This is a genomic window from Streptomyces sp. WM6378, assembly GCF_001279695.1.
Taxonomy (GTDB): domain Bacteria; phylum Actinomycetota; class Actinomycetes; order Streptomycetales; family Streptomycetaceae; genus Streptomyces.
Map to the genome: position 1 here is coordinate 1 of NZ_LGDD01000327.1, position 16,033 is coordinate 16,033.

The window sequence follows — 16,033 nt, forward strand, 5'->3', positions numbered from 1 at the left end:
GGAACTCCGGAGGATAGGGACGAGGCATGACTGCCAGCCTTCCGTGAAGGGCTGTCAGTTAGCCACCAGAACTGGAACCTCAGAGGTGGGTCAGGTCAATGCACAGCGTCCCTGTGGACAACGAAGTACTGGGCGACCCCCTCAGTGGTCACGTGCAGCCCATCAGGTAGCAACCGCAACGCCTTGACCCTCTCCAGGGCGTCGACGCGTCCCAGGTGGTCGGCGCGCAGGGTGCGCGATTCGAGTAGAGCGACTTCGGATGGCATGGTCGAGCCTTCCGTTCACGGTCGTTGGTGCATGACTTGGACGCCCAATCCCCGGGCTGCAGGGGTGGAGGTCCGCTCATCTACGCCACTGACTCAATGACCGGTTCTTGTACCGCGACCGGCAATCCCCAAATTCACGAAAGGTACGACGCCGCTAACCCCAGTTGCCTCCACGCACGTTGGACAACGAGCGGACTTTCGTACAGGTCACGCATCCGGGGAACAGATGTTGGGAACTGACGTTTCGCCAGGCTGTCCGAGCCCCGCCGGGCGGAGCTCGGCCCGCCTAGACCGTCCGGTCCCGCGCCGCGAAGAGTCCCACCGCCAGCGCCGCCGCACACACGCCGAGTACGAGAGCGATCGGTACCGTCCAGCCGCCCGTCGCCTGGTGGACCGCGCCCGCGGCCAGGGGGCCGACGGCGGCCAGCAGGTAGCCGATCGTCTGAGCCATGCCGGAGAGGCGGGCCGCCGTGTGGGCGTCGCCGGAGCGGAGCACGATCATCGTCAGGGCCAGGCCCACCGCGCCGCCCTGCCCGATGCCCAGGACCGCCGCCCACAGCCAGGCGCCGCTCACCGGGGCGACCATCAGACCCGCGTATCCGGCCGCGACCATTGAGGTGACCAGGACGATCAGCGGGCGCTGGCTGCGCATCCGGCCGGCCAGGAGCGGCACGCCGAACGCGCCGGCCACCTGGATCAGGTTGTTGAACGCGAAGATCACGCCCGCCGTGGAGCGGCTCATCCCGTGGTCCGTGAAGATCGTCGGCATCCAGGCGATCAGCACGTACGACCAGAGCGACTGGAGCCCCATGAACAGGGTGACCTGCCAGGCGAGGGCCGAGCGCCACACGCTCTTTCGGGCAGGAGCGGAAGCCGTGGCCGTCACCACCCGTACCTCGTGGCCCGTACGGCCGCGGGCGATCAGGACCTGGGGCAGCCAGGCGACCGCGGCGAGGACCGCGAGCAGCGACCACACCGCCAGCGAGGCCTCCCAGCTGCCGCCGAACGCCTTCTCCAACGGCACCGACGAGGCGGCCACCAGCGTTGCGCCCGCGATCATCGCGCCGGTGTAGACCGACGTCATGGACGCTGCCTTGTCCGGGAAGTCCCGCTTGATCAGGCCGGGCATCAGCACGTTGAGCAGGGCTATCGCCGTGCCGACGAGTACGCCGCCGCCGTACAGCGCGACCGTCGAGGGCGCCACCCGCACCAGGATGCCGACAGCCAGGAGCAGCAGGGCGAACAGCAGCACCGGCTCGCTCCCGAAGCGGCGGGCCAGCCAGGGCGCCACCAGCGCGCCGAGCCCCAGGAAGAGCACCGGTACCGAGGTCACCAGGCTGCTCGCCGTCGACGACAGGCCGAACGACTGGCTGATCTCGCTCACCAGCGGCGACACGCTGGCTAGCGCCGCCCGCATGTTCACCGATGCCAGCACGATCCCGACCAGCAGCACCACCGGATGCGCGAGCAGCGCCCGCCGCGCGGCGGCGCCCTGTGGCGAGGGCCGTACATCGGCCTCGGCATCGGGCAACAGCAGGCGATCAGCATCCGGGCGTGACAAAACAAGCACCTTTCTCAGACGTCGAACTTCGAATGCCGAGCATCGAAGGTCGAGCTTCGGACTCCGACCGTTGACGGTCAGATGTGGAATTTCAGATATCGGATTTCAGATTTCGGTCGTCGACTCGCGCCACCCGGGTCACCCGGTCGTCGACTCGCGCCACAGGTCACCCGGAAGTCGACTCGCGCAGCCCGGACGTCGACCCCCGTCACGGGAACCTCACCCGCTCCGCCGGGCCGCCACCGCCCGTACCGCCTCCAGCGGCTTGCGCAGCAGTTCGCGTACCGCCTGCTCGGCCGCCGCGGGGTCGCCGCTCTCGATCGCGTCGACCAGCGCCTCGTGGGTGTCGAGGTCGATCGCGGGCATCTCCTCGTCGCGCAGCGAGGTGATCAGACTTTCGTGGACCTGCACCGAGAAGAACCGGTAGACCTCGATGAACGCCGGGTTGTGCGTGGCCTGCACGACGCCCATGTGGAACGCCATGTCGGCGTCGGCGGCGCGGTCGCCGTGTTCGCGCAGGGTCTGGAGTGCGCCGCGCAGGGCCACCATGTCGGCGGTGTCCCGGCGTTCGGCGGCGAGCCGGGCGGCTTCGGCCTCCAATGCGACGCGGAGTTCGAGTACGTCAAGGGCGTCGGCGGCCCGGATTCCCTGGAGGACCGCGGAGGGGTCGGCCGTGGAGCGTACGAACGTGCCGTTGCCCTGGCGTGATTCGAGCAGCCCGGCGTGCACCAGAACGCGTACCGCCTCGCGGACCGTGTTGCGACCGACGGCCAGCTGCTCGGCGAGCTCGTGCTCGGTCGGAATGCGGTCGTCGACCGCCCACTCGCCGTTGGTCAGCTGGGCCTTCAGCTGATCGACCACGGTGTCCACCAGGGACTGCCGTCCCGCCGTACGCAGAGCCACGTCGCCCACTCCATTCACCCGGTTGCCCAGTCATCCTACAACTGAGCTCATCCCGAAACCGCAGTCGTCCTACAACTGCCTCTTACTTGATCCTCAGAGTTTCGCGACATCATCTAGGGATGACGACCCTGCTCCACCGCGGCTCCGAGCGCTCGCGGCCGGTCCGGTCCTGGCTGCGCTCCACGCCCGGGACGCACATCTGGCTGCTGATCATCGCCATAACCAGCCTCGTCATCCAGCTCTCCACCCAGGGCCTGGAGCGCTTTCTGCTGCACCGCAACAGCAGCAACATCCACGAGCTGACCCGGCACCCCGTGCAGTCCCTCTTCACCAGTGCGTTCTGGATCGAGAATCCGTCCTCGCTCCTGCTCTACCTGGTGCTCTTCGAGGTCGTCCACGGCACGGTGGAGCGCTGGCTGGGCACGCTGCGCTGGCTGTGCACCGTCGTCGTCGGGCATGTGGTGGCGACCCTGATCAGCCAGGAGTACGTGCTGTGGTCGATCCAGAACCAGCATCTGCCCAAGCGGCTCGCGCACGCCATGTCGCACGTCGTGGACATCGGGGTCAGCTACGGGCTCGCCGCGTCGGCCGGCATCCTCGTCTACAGGCTGCCGTATCCCTGGCGCTGGCTATACCTCGTAGGGGTGACCGGTTTCTTCGGCGTCCCGCTCGCCACCGGCGGTACGTTCACCGACCTCGGCCATGTGACCGCGCTGTTCATCGGCTTCGCCTGCTATCCGCTGACGCGGGGCGTGCCCACCCGAAATTCAGTGGCGGTCAACGACCGTGCCGGGCACAGTAGTTGAGGCAGCCGCGCGCGGCAGACGCGGGTCCGCCGGACGGGGGAAAGAGCACGACGAGGGCGGTTCGTACGAGTCCGATGAGGGCTGTACGGACGAGCCCGTCGCGCTCCCGGCAGGGCCGCGCGGGGCATCGGAGCAGCACCGACGACTCCGACGGGCCGCCCGCGAGCGGCTGCCCGGGGCGGCCGCTTCGAGCGCGCATCAGCGCGAGGCCGCCCCTCCCACATGGGTAAGGGGCGTCCGCAATGGCGGACGCCCCTTACCCATGCCAACTCGCGCCCCAAGGGGGGCGTTTACTGCACGTGCCCAGGGCCGGGCCCCAAGGCTTCACGGCCTCAACACTGGAGCAGCTGCTCCAGGACGACCGCGATGCCGTCGTCCTCGTTCGACGCGGTGATCTCGTGGGCCACGGCCTTCAGTTCGTCGTGGGCGTTGGCCATCGCCACGCCGTGCTGGGCCCAGCCGAACATCGGGATGTCGTTCGGCATGTCCCCGAACGCGATCGTGTCCGCCGCCTTGCAGCCGAGCCGGCGCGCGGCCAGCGAGAGCCCGGTCGCCTTGCTGAGGCCCAGCGGCAGCAGCTCCACGACGCCCGCGCCCGCCATCACCACGTCCACCAGGCTGCCGACCACCTGCCGCGTGATCTTCGCCAGCGCATCGTCGTCGTACCCGGGGTGCTGGATGTAGACCTTGTTCAGCGGTGCCGACCACAGCTCGGTGAGGTCCTCGAAGGACCGGACCGGCAGCGGGCCCTCCTGGACCTGGTAGCCGGGGCCGACCAGGACCTCGCCGTCGATGCCGTCGCGGCTCGCGGCGAGCGCCAGCGGGCCGATCTCCGCCTCGACCTTGGACAGCGCGAGCCCGGCGAGCTGGCGGTCGAGCGTCACAGACGTGAGGAGCCGGTGCTCACCCGCGTGGTAGACCTGCGCGCCCTGCCCGCACACCGCGAGGCCCTCGTAGCCGAGGTCGTCGAGGATGTGCCGGGTCCAGGGCACCGACCGGCCGGTCACCACGATGTGCGCGGCGCCCGCTTCGGTGGCCGCGGCCAGCGCGTCACGGGTGCGCTGCGAGACCGACTCGTCGGAGCGCAGCAGCGTCCCGTCCAGGTCGGTCGCGATCAGCTTGTACGGGAACGGGCGCCCCACGGTCGTGCTCACTTGGAGATCGGCTCCAGGACCTCTCGGCCGCCCAGGTACGGACGCAGCACGGCCGGGACCCGCACCGAGCCGTCGGCCTGCTGGTGGTTCTCCAGGATCGCCACGATGGTGCGCGGGACCGCGCACAGCGTGCCGTTCAGGGTGGACAGCGGGGCGACCTTGCTCTTGCCCTCGCTGGTGTCGCGCATGCGGACCGACAGGCGCCGGGCCTGGAAGCCGTCGCAGTTGGACGCCGAGGTGAGCTCGCGGTACTTGCCCTGGGTCGGGATCCACGCCTCGCAGTCGAACTTGCGCGAGGCCGAGGAGCCGAGGTCACCGGTGGCGACGTCGATCACCTGGAAGGGCAGTTCGAGGCCGGTCAGCCACTGCTTCTCCCAGTCCAGGAGCCGCTTGTGCTCGTTCTCGGCGTCGTCCGGGTGGACATAGGAGAACATCTCGACCTTGTCGAACTGGTGGACCCGGAAGATGCCCCGGGTGTCCTTGCCGTACGTGCCGGCCTCGCGGCGGAAGCACGGCGAGAAGCCGGCGTAGCGGAGCGGCAGCTTGTCCGCGTCGATGATCTCGTCCATGTGGTACGCCGCGAGCGGGACCTCGGAGGTGCCGACCAGGTAGTAGTCGTCCTTCTCCAGGTGGTACACGTTCTCGGCGGCCTGGCCGAGGAAGCCGGTGCCCTCCATGGCGCGCGGGCGGACCAGCGCCGGCGTCAGCATCGGGATGAACCCGGCCTCGGTCGCCTGCGCGATCGCAGCGTTGACCAGGGCGAGCTCCAGGAGCGCGCCGACACCGGTCAGGTAGTAGAAGCGCGAGCCCGACACCTTGGCGCCGCGCTCGACGTCGATGGCGCCCAGCGCCTCGCCGAGCTCCAGGTGGTCCTTGGGCTCGAAGCCCTCGGCGCCGAAGTCGCGGATGGTGCCGTGCGTCTCCAGGACGACGAAGTCCTCCTCGCCGCCGACCGGCACGTCCGTGTGGACGATGTTGCCGAGCTGGAGGAGCAGCTGCTTGGCCTGCTCGTCGGCCTCGTTCTGCGCGGCCTCCGCGGCCTTGACGTCGGTCTTGAGCTGCTCGGCCTTCTTCAGGAGCTCGGCGCGCTCGTCCGGCGTGGCCTTGGGGATGAGCTTGCCGAGCGACTTCTGCTCGGAGCGCAGCTCGTCGAAGCGGAGGCCCGAGGACCTGCGCAGCTCGTCGGCGGAGAGCAGGGCGTCGACGAGGGCGACGTCCTCTCCACGGGCGCGCTGGGAGGCGCGAACACGGTCGGGGTCCTCACGGAGCAGGCGAAGGTCAATCACCCCTCCAGGCTACCGGTGCGGACTCCCGGCACCCCACCGGATATCCCTCGCGACGCCACCAGCGTGTCGCTTTGTCCGAATTGACCGAATTAGGAAATCTGGCCCGGGAATTCCCGCGCCGGATGTCCGGCGGGTGTCAATGAAATCGCCGCTATTCCCCGAAAAGGGGCGCTTTCCGGGTCGCTGTTGACCGACTCCCTTGCTGTGCACAGGACTTGTCCACAGAAGCGCACACCCCCGGAAACTTATCCACAGGCTGTGCGGTGGATCTGTGGACCGCGGAAGAGATCGTTCCGAAAGCCGCATGCTGGGCCGAGGTTTCCCCTCTCAAACCCGTTCCACACACTCATTCGGGTGGGAATTGCTCGCTCTAAAGAGTTGATCACTGGAATTGAGGTGACAGAGGATGTCCTGGCGACCTGTGGACTGATGTGTCGTCACTAGAGGGATTTGTCGACTGTGTCCGGTTGCGTTGTCGACTTACCCACAGGTCGAGAAGTGAGCCTGTGGATAACTTTGTGGACAACGAAAATCAGCAGGTAGGACCGGACGCCGGGCGGGTGCGGGGCTGGGGACAGTGCCGTCACACGCCCCTGCGGCCCTGGCCTACGCGCGGCCGTCCTGGCAGCGGGCCAGCCACTCCGCCGCCTCGACGAACTCCGCGTCCGAGGTTCCCGCCCGCAGGGCCCGTACGTCGTCGAGCGTCACCTCCGCCCTCGGGTACGAGCCGAGGAAGCGGACCTCGGGGCAGATCCGCCGCAGCCCCATCAGAGCCTCCCCCACCCGGCGCTCCGAGATGTGGCCCTCGGCGTCGATGGCGAAGCAGTAGTTGCCGATACCCTGACCGGTCGGCCGGGACTGGAGCAGCATGAGGTTGACCCCGCGCACCGAGAACTCTTGGAGCAGTTCGAGGAGGGCGCCCGGGTGGTCCTCGCGCTGCCACAGGACCACCGAGGTCTTGTCCGCGCCGGTCGGCGCCGCGGGCCGGGCCGGGCGGCCGACGAGTACGAAGCGGGTCTGCGCGTTGACCGCGTCGTGGATGTCGGTGATCAGTGGTTCCAGGCCGTATGTCGCCGCCGCGAACTCGCCCGCGAACGCCGCGTCGTAGCGCCCCTCCTGGACGAGGCGGGCGCCGTCCGCGTTGGAGGCGGACGACTCCCAGAGAGCCTCCGGCAGGTTGGCCTTCAGCCAGTTGCGGACCTGGGGCTGGGCGGCCGGGTGCGCGGTCACCGTCTTGATGTCCGCCAGCGTCGTCCCCGGGCGCACCAGGAGCGCGAACTTGATGGAGAGCAGCACCTCGCGGTAGATCATCAGCGGCTCGCCCGAGACCAGTTCGTCCAGGGTGGTGGTGATGCCGCCCTCCACCGAGTTCTCGATCGGGACCAGGGCCGCGGCCGCCTCCCCGCTGCGCACCGCGTCCAGGGCGGCCGGCACGGAGACCATCGGGACCAGTTCGCGGGTCGCGGCCTCGGGGAGCGTGCGCAGGGCGGCCTCGGTGAACGTGCCCTCGGGACCCAGATAGGTGTATCGCGTGGCGGACATGCACGTCACACTAATGGCCCGAAGTCACCTGCACCCACCGCTCACGCCGACCGGCGGCCCGCCTGTGGCGAACCGTTCCACCGGGCGGGCCCGCTCACATGGACGGGCCCGCGCCCGGACCCACCGCCCGTGGTGGACCACCCCGGCGGGGCCGGCTCCCGTCACGACTCCAGCAGGCGCTGCCCCACGTACTCGCCCGCCCGCGGCCCGCCCGGCACCGCGAACAGGCCGCTCGCCTCGTGCCGCAGGAACGGGGACAGCGCGTCCCCCCGGTCGAGCTTGCGCTGCACCGGTACGAAGCCCTTGACCGGGTCGGCCTGCCAGGCGACGAAGAGCAGGCCCGCGTCCGGGGTCCCGTCCGCCGCGATGCCGTCGTGGTACGAGAAGGCGCGCCGCAGCATGGCCGCGCCGCCGTTCTGCTCGGGGGCGGCGATGCGGGCGTGGGCGTTCTCCGGGATGACCAGTTTGCCGTCCGGGCCGAACTTGTCGAGCTGCATCTTCGTCGTCTCCGTACCTCCCGAAAGAGGGGCTCCGTTCGACTTCTTGCGGCCGATCACCTGCTCCTGTTCGGGGAGCGGCAGCTTCTCCCAGGTGTCCAGGAGCATCCGGATCCGGCGCACGACCGCGTAGGAGCCGCCCGCCATCCACGCGGGCTGCGCGGTGTCCGGCACGAAGATGCGCTGCTCGAAGTCGGCGTCGGCGGGCTTGGGGTTGCCGGTGCCGTCGATCTGGCCCATCAGATTGCGGGCGGTCATCGGCTTCTGGGTGGCGCCCGGGGTGCGGTTGAAGCCGTTCATCTGCCAGCGCACCTTGGCCGCGGAGCCCGCGTCCTGCTGGATCGCGCGCAGCGCGTGGAAGGCGACCAGGGCGTCGTCCGCGCCGATCTGCACCCACAGGTCGCCGTTCGAGCGCTTGGGGTCGAGCTGGTCGGAGGAGAAGTCGGGCAGCGGGTCCAGCTGTACGGGGCGCAGGCCGGCCAGCTGCGTACGGTCGAAGAAGCTGTGGCCGAAGCCGAAGGTGACGGTCAGCGAGGACGGGCCCGCGTCCAGGGCCACACCGGTGTCGCCGCTGCTCGTGGGCTCGCCCGCCATCAGCGACTTGGCCGTCGCCGACCAGCGCCGCATCAGCGCGGCCGCCTCCTTGCGCCCGGCGCCGGGGGCAAGGTCGAAGGCGATGAGATGGCCGGTGGACTGAAGCGGAGTGGAGATCCCCGCTTGATGTTTCCCGTGAAACATCACCTCCGTGGAACCGACCGACGTCAACGGGCTGGTGGAATCCGGGGATTCGACGGCGGCGTACGCCCCGGCCCCGCCCGCGGCGCCCAGCGCCAGACCGGCCACGCCGACTCCGCCGACGGTGCCGAGCAGCTTGCGGCGGGAGATGTCGAGGACGGGTTCGGCGGAAGCGGCCGGAGCCCGATCGGAGTTCTTGGTCTCGCTCATGTCAGTTCTACTCAGCCGATCTTGACGTTCTTGTCCACGGTGGTCTCGTCGATCTCCGAGGTGCGTACGGTCACCGAGATCTGCCAGTCGCCCGCCATCGGGATCTGGACTCCGCTCGCCTTCCACTGCCCGGCGGTGACGCGGTCGGGCACGACGGGCAGCGGCCCCACTGACTTCGCGGCCAGCGTGAAGGAGACCTTCACCTCGGGGGCGTCCTTGGGCTTGCCCGCCGGGTCCTCCAGGGAGACCCGCAGGTCGTTGGAGCCGGTGCGGCCCGGGTCGAGGGTGAGCTCGACGGTGCCCCTGCCGTTCTGGCCGCCGGTGTCGAACGGCAGCCGGATGTCGACGGGCCGGTCCGCGACGGCGACCTGGGTCCCGGCCTTCGCCTTGTCCACCGCCTCCTGGGTGCGGGCGGGCTCGGTCGAGGTCAGCACGGTGGTCACGGCGAGCAGCACCACGGCGATGCCGGCCTCGGCGAGGACCGTGCGGCGCAGCCCGGTCCGCTCGGGGTCGGCGTCCCGGATCCGCTTCTCGCGGGCGGTGCTCAACGCGGCCTGCTGGCGCGCGAGTTGGGCGGCCCGCTTGGCGTCCTTGCCGTCGTCGGGGACGGTGACGGGCTCCGGCTCGCTCGCGTGCTGTTCGACGACCAGGGCGGCGTCGGCCTCCGGCGCGGTGTGCTCGGAGAGGCGCGCGGTCCAGCGTCGGGAGACCGAGGCGGTCCCGACAAGGACCGCCACCAGGCCGACCTTGACGAGGAGCAGCTGCCCATAGGTGGTGTCGACCAGGGCCGACCAGGTGCCGACCTGCCGCCAGGACTGGTAGACGCCGGTCGCGGCGAGGACCGCCACGCTCCAGAACGCGATCCGCGAGAACCGCAGGACGGCCGCGCGCTCGATGCCCGGGGAGCGGTAGAGGACGACGAGGAGGGTGACGAGCCCGCCGAGCCAGGTCGCCACGGCCAGGAGGTGCAGTACGTCGACGGGCATGGCGATGCCCGGCTGGAGTCCGGTCGAGGCGTGCTCGGCGAGCGCCCAGGTCGCGGCGAGACCGGCGGCGACCACGGCGCCGCCGATGGCAAGGCCGAAGGTGAGGTCCTTCTTCTCGGCCTCGTCGTCCCGCTTGGCATACGCGCCGAACAGGACGGACACGAACAGGGCGGCGGCGCCGAGCAGCAGCAGCCGGGAGATGAGCGCGGCGCCCGGCTTGGTCTCCAGGACGGCCCGCAGACCGTTCAGGTCGAAGGCGTCGGAGAGTTTCCCGGAGCCGGTGTAGGGCGTGCGGAGCAGCAGCATCGCGAGGGTGGCCGCGGTCATGGTGAGCCAGCCGCCGACGACGACCCGCTGCACCGGCCCCACCGTCGCCCCGCGCCGCCAGCACGCGAGCACGAAGGCCGCGCCGCCGACGAGCAGCACGAAGCCGCCGTACGCCGCGTAGCGCGCGATGCCGTAGAGGGCGCCGACGAGGCCGCCGCCGACCTCCTGGGCGGGGACGACCGCGGCGGTCGCGGAGGGGGCGCCGATGGAGAAGGTGAAGGCGCCGGAGACCGGGTGGCTGTCGGCGGAGATCGCCTGCCAGGCCACCGTGTAGGTGCCGTTGGGGATGCCGGTGCGCAGCCGGACGCCGTACTTGACGATGTCGCCGCTGCACAGGTTGACGAGCTCGGCGGTGTCGGAGCGCTTGCCCGTGGGGTCGAGGACCCGGATGGAGTTGGCGTCCAGGGCGACGCCCTCGGAGAACGTGAGGGTGACCTGGGCAGGGGCGGTGGCGACCACCGCCCCCTCCTTCGGGTCGCTGCCGGTCAGTGCGGCGTGCGCGGACGCGGGCACGGCGCCCGCGAAGAGCGCGCCGAGCAGCACCACCGTGACGAGCAGCAGCCGGGTCAGGCTTCGGCTCGCGGTGGTTCGAAGGCGTGGGGCGGTGGCCGTCATGTCAGTCCCTCAAGTCCCTCTGGTTACCTCAGTGGTGCTTCGGGTTGTAGGTGGCTTCCTTCACCGGGAGGTCGACCTTGACCGGGTCGGCCTTCTCGAAGTGCAGCTCGATGGTGACCTTCTCGCCCTGCTTCGGCTTCGTCTTGAGACCCATGAACATGATGTGGCTGCCGCCGCGTTCGAGGTCCAGCTCGCCATTGGCGGGGATGTCGAAGGAGGTCACCTCCTGCATCTTCTGGTTCTTCGTCTCGTGGATCGTGACGTTGTCCGACAGGTCGCTGGTGACCTTGGTGAGCTTGTCGGCGGTCTTGCTGTCGTTCTTGACGGTGAGGAAGCCGCCGGCCATGTCACTGGTCGGCACCGGCATGAACGCGTCGCTCACCTGGAGCTTCGGCTTGGCCTCGGCGCTGTCGGAACAGCCCGCGAGGGCCAGGCCCGCGGACAGGGCTATGAGGGCGGCGACGGTGGAGCGGACGGCGGTGGTGCGGCGGTTCACGGGTTCTCCCCCTTGATGATCTTCGGCAGGTCCTTGGTGTAGTCGGCGACGGTCGCGTCCTCGCCGTACAGGACGTAGCCCTGGTCGGTCTTGGGCGAGAACGCGATGACCTGGGCCCCGTGCATCGAGACGACCTTGCCGTCCTTGTCCTTGGTGGCCGGGTCGATGCCGATGCCCAGTTGGCGGGCGCCTGCCTGAATGGTGGGGAAGTCTCCGGTCAGGCCGATGAAGGACGGGTCCTGGCCCTTGAGCCACTTGCCGAGCGAGGCGGGGGTGTCGCGCTCGGGGTCGGTCGTCACGAAGACGACCTGGAGCTTGTCCTGGTCGGCCTTGGGCAGCGACTTCTTGGCGACGGCGATGTTGCCCATGGTGAGCGGGCAGACGTCCGGGCAGTTGGTGTAGCCGAAGTAGATGAGCGTCGGCTTGCCCTTGGTCTCGGCCCGGAAGTCGAACTTCTTGCCGTTGGTGTCCGTGAGGACGAAGTCGGGCTTGGCGAACGGCCGGTCGAGCAGCGTCGCGGCCTGGGTCTTCGCCGAGGCGGAGACATCGGCGACAGGGCTGTTGGAGCCGCTGTCACCGCTGCTTCCGCACGCGGTCAGGGTGAGCGCCGCTGCCGCCGCGAGGGCGGCGGCAGTCAGCGCGGTCTTGTTGCGCATGGGGTGATTTTCCGGTCTTTTCCGGTCGAATGGGTGCAGGAGGCGGGTTACGCGGAGCGGCGGCGTCCGGCGAACACGCCGAAGGCCACTCCGGCGATGCCGACGACGATGCCCACGACGCCCAGGATGCGCGCGGTGGTGTCGGTGTCCGACGAGGCCGAGGCCTCGGTCTTCGTGCCGGTCGCGCTCGCGGCGGCGGGCGCCGCGTCATCGTCGTCCCCGCCGGCCGCGGCGGCGGTCAGCGTGAGCGTCGGCGCCGGGTTCGCGGGCTCGGGCGCGCCCTTCTTCGCCTCGTCGATCCAGCGCACGACCTCGTTGTTGTCGTACGTCTGGAGCGCCTTGAAGACGAGCTGGTCGGTGTCGGAGGGCAGCGAGCCGATGGACAGCGGGAACTTCTGGAACTGGCCGGGCTCGATCGTCCCGCCGCTCCAGGTCACCTTGGTGACGGCCTCGTTGATCTGCTTGCCGTGCACGGTCAGCGGCTTGGGAAGCGGGGACTTGGTGACCTGGACGGTCCAGCCCGGCACCGGCTGCGGCATGACGGACGCCAGCGGGTGGTCGGCCGGGAAGTTGACCTCCAGCTTGACCGTCTTGGCGCTGTCGCGCTCGTTGGGGACCTTGAAGTCGACGACGGCGTAACCGCCCTTGGCGGCCGCGCCCTCGGGCTGCACGGTGACGTGCGCGAAGGCCGTTCCCGACAGCAGCAGGACGGACCCGGCGGCGACGGAGGTGACAACGGCGAGACGGGTGCGCGAACGGGCAGCGTTCATGGCAGAGACACTCCAGTGAGCAGGAAGGGTGGGGACGTCCACCGCGCCACGGATGCGCGGGGACCCGCGACACCACCCCTGCGGTACGTGTGGGGAGTGGGCCGCGTTCAGGCTGCGAGGGCGCACGCAGCGGGCGGCCCGCGCCTGATCACCGAGTGCTGAAGTGCCGCCCCGGGCGGGGGAGGCGTCTCGCGCCGGTCGGCGAGAGCGACGCGCGGGCGCTGCCCGGCGGCTGCCAGGAGCCCGGCGCACAGGGCCGCCGCGAACGCCAGGGCGCGGCGCAGCGCGCGTACGGTCGTGGCCTCGGCCGCCGCTGTCACGGACTCGGCGGCCAGGCGCACCACGCGGAACAGGGCGATCTCGCCGCGCCGCAGCAGCCATCCGGTGGCGAGCGCCGCGAGCAGGTGGCAGAGCAGCATGGGGAGCGTGGGCAGCAGCGAGGCGGCCAGCGAAGCCGAGCCTGGGCCGCTGCCCGCCATGCCGGACATCATGTCGGCCATCCCGGACATGCCGGCCATGGAGGCGTGGCCTGTGCCGGAGATCCTGGACGGGTCGATGCCCGCGTCGGTCACGATCCGCTGGGCGTCCGCCGCGGTGAGCGGGGCGGCGCCGCTGCCGCAGATCAGCTTCGCGGCGAACCGGACCATCGGGAGGTCCCCGGTGGATCCGTCGCCGGTGGCGGCCGCCGTGTGCTGGCCGACGCCGAAGAGCGTGTGCAGGCCGAGCTGTCCGGCCGCGAGGGCGCCCGCGATGGACGGCAGCGTGCGCTCGCGTCCGGCGAGCGGCGCCACGACCGCGAACACCCCGAGGAAACCGGCGAGCAGCGTCCACCAGGGGACGGTCGCACAGGCCGCCATGACGTGCCCCATCGCGGACAGCACGACGCAGACCGCGGCGAACACCGCGGCCCGGAGCAGCCGGAGACCGGCGCCTGCTGAGGCGTGGGGGGTAGACATGGCGCGGCCATCATCGCACTGCGCTTACCCGCTCCATACGGCAGGTCCGGAAGGTCGCCTTTGGATACGGGGCGGGGGTTCCGGCGAAGCGGATGGGAAGGTTCCGGGGTGCTTTACACCGGCGTGAGGGGCGCGTACATCCGCCGAATGGGCGCCATCACGTCAAGAGCGCGCTTACGGAGCGGGACTTGCGGCAATACTGCGCCCGTAGAGAGAAGGAACTATGTCGAGCCGCAGCGGCGCAGCCAGGAGGCTGGAGCATGAGCATCTGGTGGTCTCTCCACTTGCGGCGCGAGGCTGCGAGCGTTCCGCTCGCCCGTCGTCTTCTGCTCGGCGCCATGGAGACCGCAGGGGTCGACCCCGACATCTCCTACGACCTGTCGGTCGCGCTCAGTGAGGCCTGCGCGAACGCGGTCGAGCACGGCGGGGACGCGGTGGCGGGCGGCGCGTCGGCGGCCTACCGGGTGACCGCCTACCTCGACGGCGAGAAGTGCCGCATCGAGGTCGCGGACTCGGGGCCGGGTTTTCCCGTACGACGCGGCCGGCGCGCCGCGGTGCCGGCGTGGACCGGCGCCCTGCCCGAACACGGCAGGGGCCTCGGCCTGATCGAACAGCTCGCCGACCACGTGCACTTCGGGAACCGGCCCGGCCGGGGCGCGGTGGTCAGCTTCGACAAGATCCTGAAATGGCGCGAGGACGCGCTGCTCAAGGTGTCCTGAGCGGCGCGCCCCCGGGCGCGTGAGCGGTGCGGGATCAGGCCTGCTTGACCTGGGCCATCCACGCCTCGACCTCGTCCGCGCGGCGCGGCAGCGCGGCGGACAGGTTCTCGTTGCCGTCCTCGGTGACCAGGATGTCGTCCTCGATCCGGACGCCGATGCCCCGGTACTCCTCGGGCACGGTCAGGTCGTCGGCCTGGAAGTACAGACCGGGCTCGACGGTCAGGCACATGCCCGGCTCCAGGTCGCCGCCGACGTACGTCTCGGTGCGCGCGGCCGCGCAGTCATGGACGTCCATGCCGAGCATGTGGCCGGTGCCGTGCAGGGTCCAGCGGCGCTGCAGGCCGAGCTCCAGGACCTTGTCCACGGCCAGGTCGCCGAGCAGACCCCACTCGACGAGCTTCTCGGCGAGCACGCGCTGGGCGGCGTCGTGGAAGTCGCGGTAGGGGGCACCCGGCTTGACCGCCGCGATGCCGGCCTCCTGGGCCTCGTACACCGCGTCGTAGATCTTGCGCTGGAGCGGCGAGAACGTGCCGTTGATCGGCAGGGTGCGGGTGATGTCGGCGGTGTAGAGCTCGTTGGTCTCCACGCCCGCGTCCAGGAGCAGCAGGTCGCCGGAGCGGACCTCGCCGTTGTTGCGCACCCAGTGCAGGGTGGTGGCGTGCGGACCCGCGGCGCAGATCGAGCCGTAGCCGATGTCGTTGCCCTCGACGCGGGCGCGCAGGAAGAACGTGCCCTCGATGTAGCGCTCGCTGGTCGCCTCGGCCTTGTCGAGCACCTTGACGACGTCCTCGAAGCCGCGGGCGGTCGAGTCGCACGCCTTCTGCAGCTCCGCGATTTCGAACGCGTCCTTCACCAGGCGCGCCTCGGAGAGGTACACGCGCAGCTCTTCGTCGCGCTCGGCGGTGACCTTGTCGGTCAGCGCGGCCTCGATGGAGGCGTCGTGGCCGCGCACGTTGCGGACCGGACCGGTCGCCTCGGCGAGGGCCGCGGCCAGCTCGCGGACGTCCTTGGCGGGCAGCCCGAGCAGCTGCTCGGCCTCGGCCAGGGAGTGCCGGCGGCCGACCCACAGCTCGCCCGTGCCGGACAGCCAGAATTCCCCGTTCTCGCGGTTCGACCGCGGAAGCAGGTAGATCGTCGCCTCGTGCCCGTCGCCGGTGGGCTCCAGGACGAGGACGCCGTCCTCCGTCTGGTCACCGGTCAGGTACGCGTACTCGGTGGACGCGCGGAAGCTGTACTCGGTGTCGTTCGAGCGGGTCTTCAGGTTGCCCGCGGGGATCACCAGACGCTCGCCCGGGAAGCGCTTGGAGAGCGCGGCGCGGCGGTCGGCGGTGTGGCCGGCCTGGGCGATCGGCTCCAGGCCACGCAGCTCGGTGTCGGCCCAGCCGGACTTCATGTTCTCGGCCAGCTCGTCGGACACGCCCGGGTACAGGCCGTTCTTCCGCTGCTGGATCGGCTTCTCGTCGGCGGTCTCTTCCGGGCCCGCTGCGTCAGCAGCAAAATGGGACTCCGTCGGGGTGAGCTCCTCTGACACGTCTGCTCCTTGGTACG

Annotated in this window: 14 protein-coding genes; 2 read left to right on the top strand and 12 right to left on the bottom strand. The window is 70.3% G+C overall.

What is annotated here, in order from left to right; translation table 11 throughout:
• Positions 1-552: 552 nt before the first annotated feature.
• Together ADK54_RS34885 and ADK54_RS34890 are read right to left on the bottom strand one after the other, a co-directional pair.
• Positions 553-1,827 carry a CynX/NimT family MFS transporter gene (locus ADK54_RS34885; protein WP_053729806.1) on the bottom strand — a complete coding sequence of 425 codons (1,275 nt, stop codon included), beginning with the start codon at positions 1,825-1,827 and terminating at the stop codon, positions 553-555.
• A 219-nt stretch (positions 1,828-2,046) separates the two neighbouring features.
• The gene (locus ADK54_RS34890; RefSeq protein ID WP_053729807.1) at positions 2,047-2,730 is read right to left on the bottom strand and encodes a FadR/GntR family transcriptional regulator; all 684 of its coding nucleotides are present in this window, start codon (positions 2,728-2,730) and stop codon (positions 2,047-2,049) included.
• A gap of 119 nt (positions 2,731-2,849) precedes the next feature.
• Here ADK54_RS34890 and ADK54_RS34895 point away from each other — a divergent pair, with 119 nt between their 5' ends.
• Positions 2,850-3,536, top strand: coding sequence for a rhomboid-like protein (locus tag ADK54_RS34895; RefSeq protein ID WP_053729808.1), 687 nt, complete (start codon positions 2,850-2,852; stop codon positions 3,534-3,536).
• Between the two features lie 332 nt (positions 3,537-3,868).
• Here the strand turns inward: ADK54_RS34895 and ADK54_RS34900 are convergent, their stop codons facing one another.
• The 9 genes from ADK54_RS34900 to ADK54_RS34940 all read right to left on the bottom strand — a co-directional run bounded on the left by ADK54_RS34900 (position 3,869) and on the right by ADK54_RS34940 (position 13,766).
• Positions 3,869-4,690, bottom strand: coding sequence for an HAD family hydrolase (locus ADK54_RS34900; RefSeq protein WP_234392342.1), 822 nt, complete (start codon positions 4,688-4,690; stop codon positions 3,869-3,871).
• Positions 4,687-5,976, bottom strand: coding sequence for a serine--tRNA ligase (gene serS, locus ADK54_RS34905; protein WP_053729809.1), 1,290 nt, complete (start codon positions 5,974-5,976; stop codon positions 4,687-4,689). The genes ADK54_RS34900 and serS overlap by 4 nt, the downstream gene beginning before the upstream one ends.
• 606 nt (positions 5,977-6,582) lie before the next feature.
• Positions 6,583-7,518: a prephenate dehydratase gene (gene pheA / locus ADK54_RS34910; RefSeq protein WP_053729810.1), complete on the bottom strand. Its 936-nt coding sequence runs from the start codon at positions 7,516-7,518 to the stop codon at positions 6,583-6,585.
• A 161-nt stretch (positions 7,519-7,679) separates the two neighbouring features.
• Positions 7,680-8,960, bottom strand: a complete 1,281-nt coding sequence (efeB, locus tag ADK54_RS34915; protein ID WP_053729811.1) for an iron uptake transporter deferrochelatase/peroxidase subunit — start codon at positions 8,958-8,960, stop codon at positions 7,680-7,682.
• An 11-nt stretch (positions 8,961-8,971) separates the two neighbouring features.
• Positions 8,972-10,888, bottom strand: coding sequence for a copper resistance CopC/CopD family protein (locus ADK54_RS34920; protein WP_053729812.1), 1,917 nt, complete (start codon positions 10,886-10,888; stop codon positions 8,972-8,974).
• 28 nt (positions 10,889-10,916) lie between these two features.
• Positions 10,917-11,384, bottom strand: a complete 468-nt coding sequence (locus ADK54_RS34925; protein WP_053729813.1) for a copper chaperone PCu(A)C — start codon at positions 11,382-11,384, stop codon at positions 10,917-10,919.
• A complete protein-coding gene (locus tag ADK54_RS34930; RefSeq protein WP_053729814.1) occupies positions 11,381-12,040 on the bottom strand; it encodes an SCO family protein in 660 nt (219 codons plus the stop codon). The genes ADK54_RS34925 and ADK54_RS34930 overlap by 4 nt, the downstream gene beginning before the upstream one ends.
• Before the next feature lie 47 nt (positions 12,041-12,087).
• Positions 12,088-12,810 carry a YcnI family protein gene (locus ADK54_RS34935; RefSeq protein WP_053729815.1) on the bottom strand — a complete coding sequence of 241 codons (723 nt, stop codon included), beginning with the start codon at positions 12,808-12,810 and terminating at the stop codon, positions 12,088-12,090.
• A 107-nt stretch (positions 12,811-12,917) separates the two neighbouring features.
• Positions 12,918-13,766: a hypothetical protein gene (locus ADK54_RS34940; RefSeq protein WP_199827101.1), complete on the bottom strand. Its 849-nt coding sequence runs from the start codon at positions 13,764-13,766 to the stop codon at positions 12,918-12,920.
• A gap of 260 nt (positions 13,767-14,026) precedes the next feature.
• Between ADK54_RS34940 and ADK54_RS34945 the strand changes: the two genes are divergently transcribed.
• Positions 14,027-14,485 carry an ATP-binding protein gene (locus ADK54_RS34945; protein WP_053729816.1) on the top strand — a complete coding sequence of 153 codons (459 nt, stop codon included), beginning with the start codon at positions 14,027-14,029 and terminating at the stop codon, positions 14,483-14,485.
• 34 nt (positions 14,486-14,519) lie between these two features.
• On the opposite strand, the gene ADK54_RS34950 is transcribed toward ADK54_RS34945, so the two are convergent.
• The gene (locus ADK54_RS34950) at positions 14,520-16,016 is read right to left on the bottom strand and encodes an aminopeptidase P family protein (protein WP_053729817.1); all 1,497 of its coding nucleotides are present in this window, start codon (positions 16,014-16,016) and stop codon (positions 14,520-14,522) included.
• Between the last annotated feature and the right edge of the window lie 17 nt (positions 16,017-16,033).